The following is a 17,806-nucleotide window of genomic DNA, read 5'->3' on the forward strand; positions in this document are numbered from 1 at the left end:
TGTTGACATTGGCCTTTGTTCGTTATGAACTGGGGTGGATAAAAACTACTAATCGGACCACCTTATGCTCTCTCCCTTAACTAAAGCAAATCTCTATTTAAAGTCATTTGGCTTTTTCAAAGTCCCTTTAATTTGGATTTGCAGACCTAAAATTCTCAAACTGGATCGCAATAGCGTTGAGATTAAGATCCCTCTCAAACGAAAGACTAAAAACCACTTAAACAGCATGTACTTTGGTGTGCTTGCAGTTGGCGCAGATGTAGCTGGCGGCTTTATGGCAATGAGTAAAGCGCAAGAGCGTGGTGAGAAGGTCTCGCTTGCGTTTAAAGCGGTAGAGGGGCAGTTTTTAAAACGTCCAGAAGCCGATGTACATTTCGTATGTGATGACGGCCCGCTGATCGATAAGATGTTAGACGAAACTTTTGAGACCGGAGAAAGGGTTAATCAAGCGGTTAAAATTACCGCCATTTGTCCGTCTTTACATGGTAACGAACCGATGGCGGAATTTATGCTTACTCTTTCACTGAAGAAAATGGGTGGCTGATATCATCCACTTCGATTTGCTCAACTGCGACGATCTTGCTTCGGTTTAGTACTATCTTCCAGCGATAGTATTTCGGGTTGCCGTCGTGGTTGTTCTCTTTCGCAATCAAATTGATAAGGTGGCGTTTTTCCACCGATTCTCGGCTGACTTGGCCATTATTACTTAAGGTGTACACCTTGTTGGAGCCTTTATCCATCAAGCGCATCAACGGTCGCATACTGACGAGCAAAGACTCGCGGGTTTCCTCATAACCACTCATAAACTTCGAGGTCGACATTTCCACCGCAGAGCGGTAGTGAAGAATATTCTCTTCTCTCTGCACAACTCGTTTTTTGCGAATTAATTTAATTCTGTCTGGGAGCTTTTCCAGCGACTTATAGTCAAGCCACTCGAGCTTCTGTCCGACCGCTTTCTTGGTGGTTGGGTCCAAGTAGAGCTTACGCCACTTTGGACGACCTTTTCGAAGCCAACGCCACATTACATCGCGCAAATCGTCTTTGAAGATTTCACGCAGCGCATAAACGAACGACATTAAAACAATAAACGAGACGGTGATTTCGCCCCAGTAGTCACGTGCCAGGATCGCAGTGATGGTGACGAACACCATGACAAATCCGGTTGCGCTGCCTTTTACCATACGTTTCATGTTTTTGCCGAGTGATTGCGTTTTCTCCTGTAGCACGACAGGGTGTTCAATCAAACGGCGCAGTAGGCGCATCTTGTTACTAAGGCGCGTTACGTCGTCACGTACACTTTGTGAGTTGTAGTTATTAAGCTTGCGGTGCGCAGCTTCTTTCTCAACGATCGCCAACAGACTTTCTTTAATCGACTTATATTCACCTTCACGTGGCATATGAGCGACCAAAGACATCAATCGCTGGCCTGTATACCAAGAGAGATAGTTGTCGATGTTAGCGTAGTAGCGCTTTAAACTTTCTTCGTAAGGAATACCACGACGGAGTTTTTTAAGGATATCGAGCGCCAAGTTGATGACTTCGTCCACTTCATCGATCGTTACGGATTCTTTGTTGTTTTCGTTGAGTTGGCTGATTGCTTTATCCAGAGCGATGACGTACTGGTAAGCGAACAAACTTAAACTTACACGGTATTGAGTAGAGGAGAGTCGGCCCCGTTTTGCTAGGCGGCTGTGAACCAAAGGTAGAAGCGTTTTGTCACTGTAATAAGCCCGTTTCTGAACCAGAGATTCGTAGTAAAACTCACTCTCTTTCAGAACATCTGCAGAAAGACCTAACTCACCGGGAATGAAAAAGTACAAGTCAACAGTCGATTTCTTGGTAGAAGCCATCGCGTGAGATACTTTTAAGGTGATGCCGTCCTGCTTATCAACGGTGATCAATGAAAAGCTCCTAAAAAAGTGTGAATAACTGGCGAAAGCATAACAGAGATTCGCTATAATCACCGCAAATTTAACAAGAGACAGTTTAAATGATTAAAGTTGGTCAGATTAACCACTTAGAAGTAGTAAAAAAGGCAGATTTCGGCGTATTTTTGGATGCAGGCGATTACGGTAGCGTGTTGTTACCTAACCGTTTTGTTCCTGAAGGCACTGAGATAGGTAACACTATTGATGCATTTTTATACTTCGATTCTGATAGCCAGCTGGTCGCTACAACTGAAACGCCAATCGCGCAAGTCGGCGAGTGGGGTCTAATGAAAATTGAAGGCGTGAACAGCACAGGTGCATTCGCGAACTGGGGCATCAAAGGCAAAGACCTATTGATTCCTTTCAGTGAGCAACGTGCGCGTTTCACCGCTGGACAAAACGTATTGGTTTACGTCTACACAGACAAAGCGTCTGGGCGTATTGTCGGTACGACAAAGTTCAACAAATTGTTGGATAAGACACCTGCGAACTACACTCGTAACCAACAGGTTTCTTTGATTATTGCTGAGCGCAGTGACTTAGGTTACAAAGCGATTGTTGAAGGTCAGCACTGGGGCATGATCTTTAAATCAGACGTGTTCGGTAAACTGTTCATTGGTAAGAAGCTTAAAGGTTACATCAAGAGCGTTCGTGAGGACGGCAAGATTGATTTGTCACTGCAGAAAGTTGGCGTGGCGAAAATGGATGATTTGAGTGAATCGATCCTTGAACTGCTAGAAAAGAAAGGCGGTTTCTTGCCATTGAATGACAAATCAAGCCCAGAAGCGATCTTTGCGGCGTTTCGTACCAGTAAGGGGACGTTTAAAAAGTCAATCGGTGGCTTGTACAAGCAAGGCAAGATCGTGATTGAGCAAGACGGCATTCGACTGGCTTAATGCGACTCTATCTTTGTGTGGGTTAGCTATGGGCTAACCCACACAAAAAAAGCCCAAAGCGTTGGGCGCTCTGGGCATAGGGGAAAGGGCTCTAAAAGAGCCTGCGCTAATTGTGTGAGCCTTTATAAGCTCAGTAATTCTAAGTCTAGTGCATACATTTCAATTAGCCAGACCACCTCAGAATTTCATACTGGTGTACTACGGTTTAGAAAAGGTTTTTATCTCTTACCAGCTCTCTTGGTAGGCCATTCTTAATACGATTACCTACCCATTTACCTAAGCCAATTACGTCGTCACCCAGTTTGACGATCACTTCACCTTTACCTGATTGACCTTCTGGACGCACATCTCGTCCCATAAACCACTCACGTGCGTCATCAACACTTAGTGACGCTGAAACCGCTTGTTCACCCGTCGCCAACGCTGTTGCGACCTGATGTTGCCAGCGATAGCCATTTTTATGCGCCTCAGCAATTTTTATCCCCATGCGAGAAAAGCGGAACTCGCCAAGCATAGGTTCAAGCGCGTTGGGGAATAGCCACACGTCTTTGTCTCTTAGCCACACACTCGCATCGCTTGGTAACGAAATAGACAGCGCTTGCTCAAGCTGCTTAGCCACGTCGGCCTGAACTTTATGGCTAGCTTTCTCAAAAGGGAACTTACCCAAACGCTTTTTCACTTGCGGTGCTGCTGCTGAACCGACCTTACGAATGCGTGCAACGAAGAAACCCTCGCAATCATAAACTTGCGGGAAGATATGTAAGAAGCCATCTTCCGTCAACGCTTTCTCTGCGCCAGGGAATAGGTTCACAAGGCTTTCGAATTCTACGGCATCGCCAAAGGTCTTTTTTAGGTGATGACAGACTTGCTGGTTTTCCTCGATGCTGAGAGTGCAGGTTGAATACACCATGGTGCCGCCAACCTTAAGTGCATGAAATGCACTTTCAATTAGGTCTTTCTGGGTGTCTGAAATAGAGATGACAGATTCTTTACTCCAGTTTTTCATCGCGTCCGCATCTTTGCGCACGGTTCCTTCGCCCGAGCACGGGGCATCAATCAATACTGCTTCAAACTGTTCTGGTAGCCAACCGCCAAACACACGGCCGTCGTAATTACTCAGCGAAGCATTGCGTACGCCACAGCGCTCGATATTTGCGTGAAGTACTTTGACTCGGCTTGCTGAAAACTCATTCGCTACCAACACTCCATGGTTTTCCATTTTTGCCGCGATTTGCGTGGTCTTTGAACCTGGCGCTGCCGCCATATCGAGAACGCTTTCAAACTGGTCTTCTTCCGTATTGAACAGAGCGGAAACGGGCATCATTGAACTGGCTTCTTGGATATAGAACAAGCCTGACATGTGCTCGGCGGTATTTCCTAGTGGAACAATTGTTTCATCCGCCTCGATCCAGAAACCTTCTGTACACCAAGGTACAGGGCTTAATTGCCAGCCTTTTTCTTGCGCACGTTGAACGAACTGTTCGACAGAAATCTTAAGCGTGTTAACACGAATACTCTTTCTTAGCGGACGCTGACATGCGGCAACAAAGTCTTCCATGTTGAGTTGCTTGGGAAGGATTGCAGCGATTTCATCAAGGAAAGCCTGAGGCAAATAAACGTTAGAGTGCAATGTTCTTTCTCTGGGAGCGATAAAGGGGCACGGATTATACCGAAATAATAGAAAAAACGCAGCGAAGAGCTGCGTTTTTATCGGTTTAAATGTGGTCGATTAAGGTTTTGGAATCGGGGTACGCCACTGTTTCCACTCTTGTTCTGCCGCTGGATAGAGGTAGAAAGAGTGACCTTGCTCGGCAACCGGTGCCAGTTGTTTATCTTGCGGGGTGGCGAATGTAACGCCGCCGCGAATCAGGCTATCAACTGTTCCGGCTTTGATATCTGCGCCAGAAATACCAATTGAGACGTCCAAACCGGAGGTATTCCAGAAGACGCTATTTTGTCTGACTAAGTAGGCGTAGTCTGGGTTGATGCTTATCGTAGTGACAACGCGGTCGGCAAACTGACCAAGTTCAACCGATGTGACGCGTCCCACTTCCATCTCACGATAGAGCACAGGCGTACCTTTGCTTACTGAGCCGCGACTCTCGCTCTGTAGAGTAAAAGTCACGCTGTCGCTAAGAGGGGCTTCGGCATTCAATGTAAACTGACTCGCGGGCTTACCTTTTCCCGGTGCTACATTGATCGATTGGCTAAGTAGGTTTTGAATATTTTTCACGCCACTTAGGCCCACTTCAGCTTTCGCTACCCAAAAGTAGGAATCAGCTTTGGCAATTTTATCAGCAAACTCTGGCAATATGCGCGCACTGACCTCGACGTGTTCACGTTTAAAGTCTGGAACGATCAGGGTTACTTCACCCACTTGTACGCCGTTGTATTTGATCGCAGTGCCTTTGGCGAGAGTATTTTCTCCATCAAACGTCAGAGTGATGACTTGGCCATATTTACGTGCCGTCTTGAAGTCTTCGTACAACAGCCACTTACCATTGAGTTTGTTCTCGACGCCAGGTAGGGAATCAAACGCAATACCGCCTTGAACCAGTGTTTTAAGCGGCGCGGCAGTGACATTGATACCAGTGAGACTTGCGTCGACCTCAACTCCTGAGCGATTCCAGAACACGGTTTGGTCGGTGACTAAATATTTGTATTGGTTTTCTATGCTCGCAGTAATGACAACGCCACCATCAACCAAGCTGAAGTCTGAGATCGAACCAACTTGCAGGTTGCGATAGAGCAGAGGGCTTCCTTTACTGATAGGGGGCAACTGCGAGGCATACATGGTGAGTTTGGTCGAACCCGATAAGTTGTATTTTGCTAACTCAGCTAAAGATTTGTTTTGGTATAGCTTGTAGTGCTTGAGCGTATCGTTTGTTCCTTCACTCACAAAGCTAATCGAGCCAGTCAGTAACTGTTTCGCTGGCGGTACATTGATGTTTAAACCAGACTCGGTCAGCTCCGCGCTGGCGCTACCAGTGACGAAAAAGCGGTTTTTGGATTTGATCAGATGAGCGTAGTTTACGTCGATTAGGGTATCGATGCTGACATGCTCATCGACAAGCTTCACTGCGTCAACCGAACCTACGGTGATGCCTTTGTAGAGGATGTTGGCGCCTTTATCGAGCCCGAAAGAGTTGTCTGCGATAAGCTGCACCGAGATAGAGCGAGCTTGCTGGCGGTCGAAGTCATTCTGCCTAATCGCGGTAAAACTACGTGCGCGTTTGCCTTCCCCTGGCACGATCGTTAAGTAGTTGCCTTTGACTAAGTTAGACAAGTTGCGAACTTCCGAAAATGACAGTTTGGCTTCTTCTAGGATAAATCGTGTACCGGAAGTCAGCATGTCGCTAAACGCTGGTTGAATGGCAGCGGAAGCGACGATGTTTTTGCGCTCATCACGTAGCTGTAAGTCGGTCACCTGACCAATTTCAATCCCGCGATACATGATTGGCGCTGATGCGCTGAGGTTGTTGTCATCTGGCAGCGTCACTTTGACGGCAATACCTCGACCGGCCGTCTTTAGATCAGGGTAGAGTCTAAATTCAGAGTGCTCGGCAACAGGCTCACCGCCGTCTGGAGAGTCGACGGCAATTGCCCCGCCAATCAGTGAGCTTAAGCTGTCTAAACGCACATCGACGCCATCAAAACCGATGGTTGCACCCAGACCGCTCACATTCCAGAAACGGCTATCGTCGGTGATGATGTGACGGAACTCTTCGCGAATAGACGCCTGAATCAGCACGTTTTTAGCTTCTTCATCGAGCTGGTAGCTATACACTTCACCGATTGGAATCTTACGGTAGATAATTTGAGAGCCGATAGAGAGTCCGCCCAAGTCACGCGCGGTGAGTGTAATACTCAAGCCTTTTTGAGCGCGGATATCTGCAGGCGCACGCTCAAGCGCTTTGTATACCGTTTCTGCTTCAGTGTCTTCTTCGCCAGGTGAGATGGCAATATAGTTACCCGAGACTAACGCGTCTAAGCCAGAGACTCCGGACAAGCTTGCGGTCGGTTTTACCATCCAAAAACGTGTGCCTTTGCCCAATAGTTTGGTTGCTTCTGGGTAAATATCGGCGTCAACGTAGATACTCCCCAAGTCTTCTGCAAGCTTGATATCACGCACCATCCCGACTTCCAGACCTTGGTACTGAATGGTGGTACGGCCCGCGACTAAGCCTTGTGCATCCGAAAAGTAGATTTGAACTCTTTCTCCAGCGTCTTGGATCGCTTTGAATACTAACCAGCCCGCAAGGACTAAGGTCAATATTGGCAACAACCACAAAGGAGATAAGCCACGACCGCTTTTTACATCTGGCGAATATGACTTTTGCGAAGGAGTAGGGTTACTCATTTAACGACTCTCTACTGTGTTCTGGGTTCTCATAATTGTCCCAAATTAGGCGTGGATCTATGCTTTCAGCGGCTAACATTGTGAAGACGACGACAAGGCCGAAAGCAACTGCACCGTAACCCGGTGTGAAATCAAGAATTTGCCCGCGGTCGAGCAAAGTCATCATGATCGAAATAACGAATAAGTCCATCATCGACCAGCGGCCGATCCATTTGATAATAAAGTACATCATCATCCGTTGTCGGTGGAACACTCGTCGTTTAAATTTGATAGCTAGCAACAGGTACGTTAAGCCCAAGATCTTGGCGATAGGCACCACAATACTCGCGACAAAGATGATGATGGCGATTCCCGTCATCCCGCTGTTTACCAAAGAGGCGACACCCGAGAAAATGGTATCTTCAAGGCGCTGGCCATTGGTGATCAAAATCGAAATCGGCATCAAGTTCGCAGGAAAAATCGCGACTGATGCAGCAATCAAGTAAGCCCAAGTTTTCTGAATCGACTGGGGTTTACGATGATGAATCGGGCTTTTACAGCGCAGACACGCATCACCTTCCGGTTGAGATAGGTGGCATGTGTGACAGTGTAGCTTTTTGACGCCAGCGTTGAGCTGACTTTCGGGTAAATAGTTTTCCCAATAACGACGTACGCTGACTCGTGTCACTAGTAGCACGGTGGATAGCTGCAACAAGAGCAATCCGAACGCGCCAGAGCGGATGAAAATATCCGAGTAATCTTGGAGCTTAAAGCAAGAGATCGCTAAGCTGACCAAGAAGACATCGATCATCACCCACGCTTTCAGATGCTGAATGGTCGCCAAAGATAACTTTAACCACTTAAAAGAGCGGTGTTTAAGCGCTAGGTGGGCGATGACCACAGACGAAGAGACTAACAAGGGAGCGATTGAGCTACAAAAAACGATCAGTAGCGCGAGCAACGGAAAACCTTCTTGAATTAGCGCCCAGATTCCCTCAGGTAGCGTTGCTGGGATCATTACGCCAACAAGTCGAATGCTAATGAAGTCAAAAAAGTGTGACGGGATAAACAGCAACAAGCAGGTAATAGCGATAGCTAAGTTGCCGGATAACGAAGGATTGCCACCACGATAGAGTTGGGTACCGCATCGTGGACAATACGCGCTTTTACCCTTTGCGATAGAAATGCTATCGACGGGTAACTCGCAGCCTTGGCATAGGCGAACGGTTGAAAGTGGTGAACGATGTGAACAAGTAGGAGACTGGCTCATCGCAAGCCTCCTGCTAAGATCTGAGGGCAGGTATTAGCTGTGCGACTGCACGCTACCATATAGAGTTTGATATAAGCCTTGTTGTTCAACCAACTCTCCATGTGTACCCGCTTGCGTAACTTGTCCATCTTCTAAAACATAGATTAGATCCGCTTGTTTGACTGCGGAAAGCCTGTGCGCGACGATCAATGTGGTTCGTCCTTTGAGGAATTCCGTTAGCGCTTTGTGAAGCGCAGCTTCAGTCGCAGTATCTAGAGCAGACGTTGCTTCATCCAGAATGACAAATTTAGGGTCGCTTAGAATCATGCGCGCAATGGCGAGTCGTTGGCGTTGGCCTCCGGACAATCGAATACCACTGCGGCCTATTTGCGTATCTAGGCCATCATTCAACTGATTGATTACATCTTGCAGTTGAGCAACTTCTAAAGCGTGCCAGAGTTTTAAGTCGTCATACTGGGCACCAAGCGTGAGATTATGCCTCAAACTATCGTTAAATAGTATAGGTTGTTGTAATACAACGGCTATCTGGTCACGTATCACGTCAAAGCTTATATCGTCGACAGTCTCACCATTGAAACGAATTGAGCCTGAATTTGCACGATATACGCCGATCAGGAGCTGAATCAGCGTCGATTTGCCGCCACCACTCGCGCCAACCAATGCGACTTTTTTCCCTGCAGGAATGTGTAGACTCAGGTTGTTGAGCACTTGGTTTTCTTCATTATAAGAGAAGCAGACGTCGTCGATTTGCACATCGACTTCTTGCTCGTCTTTAAATGGGTTCACTTTGCTTGGCGGGCGATGCTCTTCTTCTAACTCAAGTAGCAGATTGATTCGGCCCAGCGCGGCTTTAGCGCTATACCAAGAAAACTGAATACCCAGTAGCTCTTGTACAGGCGTCAACATAAACCACAAGTAACCGAATACCGCGAAGATCTGGCCGATGGTTAAATCACTGAACAGCACCATCAGCATCGCCACTGCGCGGAATAACTCGAATCCTAGTAAGAAAAGCAAGAAGGATACGCGGTTTACTGCTTCGGTTTGCCAAGCGTATTTGTCAGCGTCTACGCGAATATCATTAGCTTGTAACTTGAGTTGATCAAGAAACTCTTTCTCTCTATTTGCCGCACGAAGCTGATAAATACCGTCGAGTGTTTCCACCAGCCGATTTTGAAATTTCTCGAACGATTGGTTTTCTTGCTTCTTAAGGTGTTTGACTTTGTTACCTAACTTGCGTGAGAAGTAGATAACAATTGGATTCACCAACAAGATGAACAAACCCAAGCGCCATTCCAGCCACAACAGGACGCCTGCGGTGCCGAGCACGGTCAACAAACTGATCAGAAAACGACTAAGTGTAGAGCCGATAAACTGGTCGATGGTTTCGACGTCAGTAATCAGGTGAGCGTTAATGCTGCCACTACCGCGCGTTTCGTATTGGCGAATACTGATGCGCCCGAGCTTATCGATCATTTTGCTGCGCATCTGATAGGTAATGGTTTTCGACACCAGTGTGAACTGTCGGTTTTGCAAGATGTTCAGCGCTTGGCTGACACTGCGCATCAGTATCACCATTAATAGCGTGAGGAAGATATAACCAGTCGGAGTTTGCAAAGAGGCGGGTAGCACCACATTCATCATTGCGATGCCTTCTGCCGGTTTGTTCAGCAATACTTCATCGACCATCAAAGGCATAAGAAGTGGGATAGGGACACTGACCAAAGTGGCGATAATCGCAATCACATTGGCCAAAACCAGTTTAGCTTTGTGTTTTTTTACTTGAGTTATCAACCAAGAACGGCTAATAGTGTTGGAAGAAGTATTCATTATAATGAGAATGCTTACTATTTAATGGTTTATGACGATTGTACGTAAATTCATTAAGGAAGTCTCGAAATTCAAAATGGAAAAAGCAGTAACTATGACATTTGAACAATACCAACGCTTAACAAAACAAGCTGTCGCACTATTAGAAGATGAAACGGACCTTATCGCTAACTTATCTAATCTTAGTGCGTTATTGAACATGGAGTTAGAGCAGCTCAACTGGGTTGGTTTTTATTTAATGAAAGAAGAACAACTGGTGTTAGGTCCTTTCCAAGGCAAACCAGCTTGTGTTCGTATTCCTGTTGGTCGAGGTGTCTGTGGTACTGCTGTCGCCACAAATACTGTGCAACGTGTTTATGACGTCCATCAGTTTGAAGGTCATATTGCTTGTGATGCGGCAAGCAACTCTGAGATTGTAGTGCCATTTTCAATCAATGGTGAGGTTGCTGGCGTTTTAGACATCGACAGTCCAGAAGTGGGCAGATTCAGTGAGATAGATGAGCAGGGCATAACATTTTTGATGAATGAAGTAGAAAAGCTGCTTAATTCACACGCTATCAAGGCATAAATTGCTTCTTCCCTGTGGTTTTTCCCTTGCAGGTCACTATAATACCTGAAATATTTATCTTAATGCTCGCGGACAAGCCGCAATAACCAGGAATCCTCATGGAAAACACTGAAAAGTTAAAAAACAGCAAAGAAGTTATCGCATATATTGCTGAATGTTTCCCTAAGTGCTTTACTTTAGAAGGTGAAGCAAAACCTCTTAAAATTGGTATTTTTCAAGATCTTGCAGATCGTCTAAGCGATGATCCAAAGGTAAGTAAAACCCAACTTCGTGCAGCGTTAAGACAGTACACTTCATCATGGCGCTACCTACACGGTGTTAAGCCTGGCGCAACTCGTGTAGACCTAGACGGTAACCCAGCGGGTGAACTAGAAGAAGAACATGTAGAGCACGCGAAAACTGCATTGGCAGAAAGCAAAGCGAAAGTACAAGCTCGTCGTAAAGAGCAAGCTCAAAAAGCTCGCGAAGAAGGTAAAGCAAAGGCTAAACCGGCTGCTAAAAAGCCTCAAGCCCGTCGCCCACAGCAAAACAAAGCACCAAAAGCTGCTAAGCCAGTAGAAACTCGCGCTCTGAATGCTGACGAAATGATCGTTGGTAAAGAAGTGAACGTGAACATGGGCAAAGGCAACATGGCTGCGACTATCGTAGAAATCAATAAGGAAGATGTGCGAGTTCAACTGACTAACGGCCTGCAAATGGTTGTGAAAGCGGAGCACTTACGCGCATAAAGGAGATACTCCTACGCATGAAATGCCGTTCAAAATTGTCGCTGATTGCTGCTAGCCTATGGCTAGCAGCTTCTTCAGCTCACGCTCTTGAAGCAAAGATAAGTCTTGATGACTTACCGACTCTAACCCCAGAAGCACAGCATGCGACAGCAAGTAAACGTGTCACGTCTTTCTTCAGAACCTCTCATTACAAACACTTCGTCTTAGATGATCAGTTGTCTCAAGCCATGTTCGAGCGTTACGTCGAGATGCTTGATTACAGCCGTAATGTGTTTACCCAGCAAGATATCGACTCATTCGCCAAATCGGCTGTTCAACTAGATGATCAGTTAAAGTCTGGCAAGAACGATATTGCTTTCGATATTTACAACCTATCAATGAAGCGCCGTTACGAGCGTTTCCAATACGCATTATCTTTGCTTGATAAAGAAATGACGTTTGATACGGATGAAAGTATTGAACTAGATCGCAGTGAAGCCGCTTGGCCGAAGAACGACGCGGAACTGGATGAGCTTTGGCGTAAGCGAGTTAAGTACGATGCACTTAACTTGAAAATGACGGGCAAAGACTGGAAAGAAATCAAAGAGATCTTAGGTAAACGTTACAACAATGCGTTGAAACGTCTGAGTCAGGCGCGCAACGAAGATGCGTTCCAGCTCTACATGAACGCCTTCGCTCGCGAGATTGACCCACATACCAGTTACTTGTCGCCAAGAAGCGCTGACCAATTCCAGACAGAAATGAACCTGTCATTAGAAGGGATCGGCGCGGTGCTGCAAATGACCGAAGATTACACCGTGATTCGCTCACTGGTCGCTGGTGGTCCTGCGTCTAAAAGCAAGCAGTTGTCTGAAGGCGACCGCATTATTGGCGTAGGTCAAGATGGCGCAGAGATCGTTGATGTTATTGGCTGGCGTTTAGATGACGTTGTTCAGCTTATCAAAGGTCCAAAAGGAACAAAGGTTTACCTGCAAATCCTACCGGAAGGTAACGATAGTAAAGCAGAAGTGATCACCATTGTTCGTGACAAGATTCGCTTGGAAGACCGAGCGGTTAAGTCTGAGATCATTGAGAAAGACGGCAAGAAGATCGGCGTTTTAGAAGTTCCTAGCTTCTACGTAGGATTAGCTCGCGATACAGATAAGCTGATCACCGAGCTTAAGCAAAAGGGTGTGGACGGCATTATTGTTGACTTGCGCAACAATGGCGGTGGTGCACTAACTGAAGCGACGGCGTTGTCTGGTCTGTTTATTACCAGTGGCCCTGTGGTTCAAGTGCGCGACAGTTATGGCCGAGTGCGTGTTAATGCCGATACAGACGGTGAAATCAGTTACTCTGGTCCGCTAACTGTGCTGGTTAACCGTTACAGTGCATCAGCATCTGAAATCTTTGCGGCAGCAATGCAAGATTACGGTCGCGGGATCATCTTGGGTGAGAACTCATTTGGTAAAGGTACGGTTCAACAACACCGAGCGTTGAGCAAAATTTACGATTTGTTCGACAAGCCTTTAGGTTATGTTCAGTACACCATCCAGAAGTTCTACCGAATCGATGGTGGTAGTACGCAGAATAAAGGTGTGGCTCCGGACATCGCTTTCCCAACAGCGGTTGACCCAAGTGAAACGGGTGAGAGCGTTGAAGATAACGCACTGCCGTGGGATAGTATCGAACCTGCGAAATATGACGTGTTACAGCGTAACAAAGAGTTGATTGCAAAACTCGATGCTCAACACCAAGCTCGTATCGCGAATGACTTGGAATTCAAGTTGATTGCTGATGATATCGAACGATACAAGGCAGAAAAAGATAACAACTTGCTGTCTTTGAACGAGAAAACGCGTAAAGCTGAAAACGACAAAGCAGACCAAGAGCGCTTAGACCGTATTAACTTACGTCAAAAAGCGCAGGGTGCTGCTGAGTTTAAGTCTTTGGATGATGTGCCAAAAGACTACGAAGCACCAGATGTGTATCTTGATGAAGCCGTGGCGATAACGGTGGATATGATTCAATAATCATCAAGTCAGACAAAAAGCGAGCTAGATTAGCTCGCTTTTTTTATGCCAATAATTAATGTGATTTAGATCGAAATTTTAGCTAAATCGTATGACAGAGCCTAAGCTTAGAAAAAGAGTGAGGGGCATGTTATGAGATGGATTGGATTAATTTGCATCATTTTTAGTATATCTGCGTCTAGTGAGCCGGTACGGGATAACTCGGACTTAACCCAGTTCGACCAACCATTTCTGCTGGGGGATTGGTATTTGATCAACCCAAACCCAGAAGCGTCCCAAGAAAACTTTCTGGCGATAAAGCTCTCTTTAAATTCCAACTACAGTTTTAATATCGACATCCAGAAAAAAGACTATTCCGTCGACCACTGGGATGGTGAATACAACGCTAGCGACAATACCTTGATTCTGGGATTGAACACATCAGAGCCGCAAGTCTATCAATACTCTGCCAATCACCACTTGCTTAACCTCAATGGTGTCACCTTCACTAAAGCGCTATCCAACTCTCTGGCTGGATTTTGGTCAAGCCAACACTTAGCGGGTGACGACCTGATGGCGAGTGACGTCCATAAAATGGATCTCGTGTTACAACCCGACTTTCTGTTTACCTTCCGAGTCAGAAATCAAAATGGCGCAGAAGCGGTGCACAGTGGCGTTTATTACACCGAGGGCAACCAACTTGTGTTGATGTACGAAAACGGTGAGCATGAAACTCGATATACGCTCAACCGAGACACGTTGACCTTAGGTGAAGAAGAAGGCGGTATGTACGCAGTCCTAAATAGAATCCGCTAACACACAATTACTCAGTAGATTGTTAATGAGATTTTTGCTTCTTTAATAGTCAGATTGTTTGGTGTAGAGACAAGAATCAGAGAAAAAACGAGGTATTTGTTTTTAATGCCTCGTTTTTTTATTTGTGGAGTTGTAAGCTAGTAGCCAATTTTCGGGCTATTTTTCTAGTGAACAAAGCATAACTGCTGATCTAGAACAGGCAATGGCTCGATTCAAACAGCATTAATAAAACGAACTCCTGGTCAACGTGACAGTACGGGAGCGTTTGTGCTCAAGCACACTATTAGTGATGCTCAGGTTTGATGCATCGACGTGCATTACTCACCACTCAGTCAGAAGGATTTAGACATGGCTCAGACTCCTCAAGCCAAATATCGTAAAGATTATCAATCACCATCTCACACTATTACCGACCTAGACTTAACTTTCGACCTGTTTGATAACGAGACCATCGTGACAGCGGTTTCACAAGTTAAGCAGCTAAAAGACTCAAACACGCTACAGCTAGATGGAGAAAGTCTTAAGCTGGTTAGCGTAACCGTGAATGGTGAAGCTTGGACTCAATACCAAGAAACCGAGGGTATGCTTGAACTCAACAATCTTCCGCAAGAGTTTGAGTTGGTAATCGTGACTGAAATTGACCCAGAAGCGAACACCGCACTGGAAGGTCTATATAAGTCGGGTGGTGCATTCTGTACTCAGTGTGAAGCAGAAGGTTTCCGCCGCATTACTTACTATCTGGATCGCCCAGATGTCTTAGCAAAATACACCACCAAAGTGATCGCCGATAAAGCAGCGTATCCGTTCTTGCTAAGTAACGGTAACCGTGTTGCGCAAGGCGATCTAGAAGGCGGTCGTCACTGGGTACAGTGGCAAGACCCGCATCCAAAACCTGCTTACCTATTCGCGCTGGTTGCCGGTGATTTCGATGTGCTGCGTGACCACTATGTGACTAAATCTGGTCGCAACGTTGAGCTTGAAATTTTTGTCGATAAAGGCAATTTAGACCGCGCACCGCATGCGATGACGTCTTTGATTAACTCAATGAAGTGGGACGAAGAACGCTTCGGTTTAGAGTATGACCTAGATATCTACATGATTGTTGCCGTTGATTTCTTCAACATGGGGGCGATGGAGAATAAAGGTTTGAACATCTTTAACTCTAAATTCGTACTGGCAAACGAGCAGACAGCAACCGATACCGATTACTTAGGTATTGAAGCGGTTATCGGCCATGAATACTTTCACAACTGGACGGGCAACCGAGTGACGTGCCGTGACTGGTTCCAACTAAGTTTGAAAGAAGGTCTAACGGTATTCCGTGACCAAGAATTCTCTTCAGATCTTGGTTCGCGCGCAGTTAACCGAATCAACAATGTTCGCATTATTCGCGGTCCTCAGTTTGCTGAAGATGCCAGCCCAATGTCACACCCAATTCGCCCAGAAAAAGTAATAGAAATGAATAACTTCTACACTTTGACTGTGTACGAAAAAGGAAGTGAAGTGATCCGTATGATGCATACTTTGCTTGGGGAGGAAGGCTTCCAAAAAGGCATGAAGTTGTATTTTGAGCGCCATGACGGTACGGCGGCAACCTGTGAAGATTTTGTCGCTGCAATGGAAGATGCAAGTGGCGTCGACCTAAAACAATTCCGTCTTTGGTACAGCCAATCGGGTACACCTACGGTGAAAGTCAGCAGTGAGTTCAATGCCGACAAGCAAACTTACTCGTTAACGGTAGAGCAATCAACCGAACCAACTCACGATCAGAAAGACAAACAACCGCTGCATATTCCATTCGACGTTGAGTTGTACGCAGCAAATGGTGATGTGATTGAGTTACGCTGTAACGGGAGGGCGGTCGGCAATGTACTGGATGTGACCGAAGCGAAGCAAACCTTTGTGTTCGAAAACGTTGCTGAGCAGCCAATTCCTTCATTGCTGCGTGAGTTCTCTGCGCCAGTTGTATTGGAATACAACTACAGTGATGAAGAACTGGTGTTCCTGATGGTTCACGCGCGCAATGAGTTTGCTCGTTGGGATGCTGGACAAATGCTGTTGGCGAAATACATTCGCAGCAACGTAACACGCGTTCAAAGTGGACAAGATGTTGAGTTGCCTGCAGCGGTTGTCGATGCGTTCCGTGGTGTATTGCTATCACAAGATCTTGAACCAGCGTTTATCGCAGAGATGCTGGCACTACCAAGCCACAATGAAGTGTCTGGTTGGTACAAACAAGTGGATGTGGACGCGGTTGCTAACGTATTGAAAGCGATCAAAGTTCAATTAGCGAACGAGTTAATCGACGAGTTTAGCGCGATTTACCATAGCTTAAAGCAAGATGCTTACACCATTGAGCACGCGGCAATTGGTCAACGTTCTCTGCGTAATACCGCTTTGGCTTACCTTGCACACACCGAACTGGGTAATGAGTTGGCAGAAAAGCAGTACGCTGACGCAAACAACATGACAGACACCATTGCGGCGATGAGCGCGGCCAATAGTGCGCAGCTTGCCTGCCGTGAAGCATTGATGGCTAGTTACAGCGAACAGTGGAAACATGATGGCTTGGTGATGGATAAGTGGTTTGCGCTGCAAGGCACAAATCCAGCAGAAAACGTATTGCAAGTGATCAAAGCGACCATGGAACACGAAGCGTTTAGTCTCAAGAATCCAAACCGAACTCGCAGTTTGATTGGTTCATTCCTCAATATGAACCCAGTGCGTTTCCACGCGAAGTCGGGTGAAGGTTACAAGTTCGCGGGTGACATTCTACGCGAGCTTAATAGCAGCAACCCGCAAGTGGCATCACGATTGATTGACCCTCTGCTTAAGTTCCGCAAATACGATGAAGAGCGTCAAGCTCTAATCAAAGCTGAGCTAGAAGCACTGAAGTCAATGGATAACTTGGCTAAAGACTTGTTCGAGAAAGTGACTAAAGCTCTCGAAGCTTAAGTCGACAGAAATGAAAAATAGCACCTCAGGGTGCTATTTTTTTATTGGCAACCTGTGATGAAATAGGTATCTGAAAACAAGAGACATGTACTTCAAGCGGAAGTTAAAAGGTACTGTATATTTAAACAGTATTTTTTGTTGCTTCGCTAAAAACGCTACTTTTTTAAACAACTAGAATGAATTATTACTATTTCTCGCTCAACATCTCATATCAAACTTTTCTTTCGCACTATAATGGTGCGGCTAGTAACGTTCTTGTAAATACAGACAATGGATTGCGCCTTCAGTTGCCCGCATCCAGATTCAGACCATTCTTGAGCCAAATTGGCGTAAAAGGCCGTTTTCGCTTAACAACTGACCATAATAATAAGTTTATAAAGTTAGAAGTTCTGTGAGAAACTAATTTTATAGAAGTTTAAATAGAACCTTAGTCACATTATCAAACATTTCACCTCATACCACTCCCAAAACAATTAACTATTTGT

The 17,806-nt window shown here is 45.9% G+C and carries 13 protein-coding genes; 8 read left to right on the forward strand and 5 right to left on the reverse strand.

Features of this window, described 5'->3' with window-relative positions; all coding sequences use genetic code 11:
* Window positions 1-64 precede the first annotated feature (64 nt).
* Window positions 65-544, forward strand: coding sequence for a PaaI family thioesterase (locus AKJ31_RS08065; protein ID WP_053408599.1), 480 nt, complete (start codon window positions 65-67; stop codon window positions 542-544).
* On the opposite strand, the gene AKJ31_RS08070 is transcribed toward AKJ31_RS08065, so the two are convergent.
* The gene (locus AKJ31_RS08070; RefSeq protein WP_053408600.1) at window positions 513-1,901 is read right to left on the reverse strand and encodes a hypothetical protein; all 1,389 of its coding nucleotides are present in this window, start codon (window positions 1,899-1,901) and stop codon (window positions 513-515) included. The genes AKJ31_RS08065 and AKJ31_RS08070 overlap by 32 nt on opposite strands.
* A gap of 89 nt (window positions 1,902-1,990) precedes the next feature.
* On the opposite strand from AKJ31_RS08070, the gene AKJ31_RS08075 reads away from it, so the two are divergent.
* Window positions 1,991-2,824: a CvfB family protein gene (locus AKJ31_RS08075; RefSeq protein ID WP_053408601.1), complete on the forward strand. Its 834-nt coding sequence runs from the start codon at window positions 1,991-1,993 to the stop codon at window positions 2,822-2,824.
* Window positions 2,825-3,029: 205 nt separating this feature from the next.
* Here the strand turns inward: AKJ31_RS08075 and rsmF are convergent, their stop codons facing one another.
* The 4 genes from rsmF to AKJ31_RS08095 all read right to left on the reverse strand — a co-directional run bounded on the left by rsmF (window position 3,030) and on the right by AKJ31_RS08095 (window position 10,263).
* Window positions 3,030-4,454 carry a 16S rRNA (cytosine(1407)-C(5))-methyltransferase RsmF gene (gene rsmF / locus AKJ31_RS08080; RefSeq protein ID WP_053408602.1) on the reverse strand — a complete coding sequence of 475 codons (1,425 nt, stop codon included), beginning with the start codon at window positions 4,452-4,454 and terminating at the stop codon, window positions 3,030-3,032.
* A gap of 99 nt (window positions 4,455-4,553) precedes the next feature.
* Window positions 4,554-7,184 carry an MlaD family protein gene (locus AKJ31_RS08085; protein ID WP_053408603.1) on the reverse strand — a complete coding sequence of 877 codons (2,631 nt, stop codon included), beginning with the start codon at window positions 7,182-7,184 and terminating at the stop codon, window positions 4,554-4,556.
* Complete coding sequence (locus AKJ31_RS08090; RefSeq protein WP_053408604.1) at window positions 7,177-8,433, reverse strand: paraquat-inducible protein A; 1,257 nt, start codon at window positions 8,431-8,433, stop codon at window positions 7,177-7,179. Before AKJ31_RS08090 ends, AKJ31_RS08085 begins: the two co-directional genes overlap by 8 nt.
* A gap of 33 nt (window positions 8,434-8,466) precedes the next feature.
* Entirely contained in the window at window positions 8,467-10,263 is a 1,797-nt protein-coding gene (locus AKJ31_RS08095; protein ID WP_053408605.1) for an ABC transporter ATP-binding protein, read from the reverse strand.
* A 94-nt stretch (window positions 10,264-10,357) separates the two neighbouring features.
* Between AKJ31_RS08095 and AKJ31_RS08100 the strand changes: the two genes are divergently transcribed.
* The 6 genes from AKJ31_RS08100 to AKJ31_RS22545 all read left to right on the forward strand — a co-directional run bounded on the left by AKJ31_RS08100 (window position 10,358) and on the right by AKJ31_RS22545 (window position 17,716).
* Window positions 10,358-10,831 (forward strand): GAF domain-containing protein, encoded by a 474-nt coding sequence (locus tag AKJ31_RS08100; protein WP_053408652.1) that lies wholly within the window; start codon window positions 10,358-10,360, stop codon window positions 10,829-10,831.
* 98 nt (window positions 10,832-10,929) lie between these two features.
* Entirely contained in the window at window positions 10,930-11,559 is a 630-nt protein-coding gene (gene proQ / locus AKJ31_RS08105) for an RNA chaperone ProQ (RefSeq protein ID WP_053408606.1), read from the forward strand.
* A gap of 17 nt (window positions 11,560-11,576) precedes the next feature.
* Window positions 11,577-13,571, forward strand: coding sequence for a carboxy terminal-processing peptidase (gene prc / locus AKJ31_RS08110; RefSeq protein WP_053408607.1), 1,995 nt, complete (start codon window positions 11,577-11,579; stop codon window positions 13,569-13,571).
* Between the two features lie 132 nt (window positions 13,572-13,703).
* On the forward strand, window positions 13,704-14,366 hold the full coding sequence (locus tag AKJ31_RS08115; RefSeq protein ID WP_053408608.1) for a hypothetical protein: 663 nt from the start codon (window positions 13,704-13,706) through the stop codon (window positions 14,364-14,366).
* Window positions 14,367-14,714: 348 nt separating this feature from the next.
* Window positions 14,715-17,321, forward strand: a complete 2,607-nt coding sequence (pepN, locus tag AKJ31_RS08120) for an aminopeptidase N (protein WP_053408609.1) — start codon at window positions 14,715-14,717, stop codon at window positions 17,319-17,321.
* Window positions 17,322-17,497: 176 nt separating this feature from the next.
* Complete coding sequence (locus AKJ31_RS22545; protein ID WP_072161274.1) at window positions 17,498-17,716, forward strand: DUF2835 domain-containing protein; 219 nt, start codon at window positions 17,498-17,500, stop codon at window positions 17,714-17,716.
* Window positions 17,717-17,806: the final 90 nt, after the last annotated feature.

The sequence above is a fragment of the Vibrio hepatarius genome, from assembly GCF_001274785.1.
GTDB lineage: Bacteria > Pseudomonadota > Gammaproteobacteria > Enterobacterales > Vibrionaceae > Vibrio > Vibrio hepatarius.

Excerpts from the sequence above, each read along its gene's own strand:
- AKJ31_RS08065 (WP_053408599.1), top strand. The coding sequence starts at position 65 with ATGCTCTCTCCCTTAACTAAAGCAAATCTCTATTTAAAGTCATTTGGC.
- AKJ31_RS08075 (WP_053408601.1), top strand. The coding sequence starts at position 1,991 with ATGATTAAAGTTGGTCAGATTAACCACTTAGAAGTAGTAAAAAAGGCA.
- AKJ31_RS08085 (WP_053408603.1), bottom strand. The coding sequence starts at position 7,184 with ATGAGTAACCCTACTCCTTCGCAAAAGTCATATTCGCCAGATGTAAAA.
- AKJ31_RS08090 (WP_053408604.1), bottom strand. The coding sequence starts at position 8,433 with ATGAGCCAGTCTCCTACTTGTTCACATCGTTCACCACTTTCAACCGTT.
- AKJ31_RS08095 (WP_053408605.1), bottom strand. The coding sequence starts at position 10,263 with ATGAATACTTCTTCCAACACTATTAGCCGTTCTTGGTTGATAACTCAA.
- AKJ31_RS08100 (WP_053408652.1), top strand. The coding sequence starts at position 10,358 with ATGACATTTGAACAATACCAACGCTTAACAAAACAAGCTGTCGCACTA.
- proQ (WP_053408606.1), top strand. The coding sequence starts at position 10,930 with ATGGAAAACACTGAAAAGTTAAAAAACAGCAAAGAAGTTATCGCATAT.
- prc (WP_053408607.1), top strand. The coding sequence starts at position 11,577 with ATGAAATGCCGTTCAAAATTGTCGCTGATTGCTGCTAGCCTATGGCTA.
- AKJ31_RS08115 (WP_053408608.1), top strand. The coding sequence starts at position 13,704 with ATGAGATGGATTGGATTAATTTGCATCATTTTTAGTATATCTGCGTCT.
- pepN (WP_053408609.1), top strand. The coding sequence starts at position 14,715 with ATGGCTCAGACTCCTCAAGCCAAATATCGTAAAGATTATCAATCACCA.
- AKJ31_RS22545 (WP_072161274.1), top strand. The coding sequence starts at position 17,498 with ATGAATTATTACTATTTCTCGCTCAACATCTCATATCAAACTTTTCTT.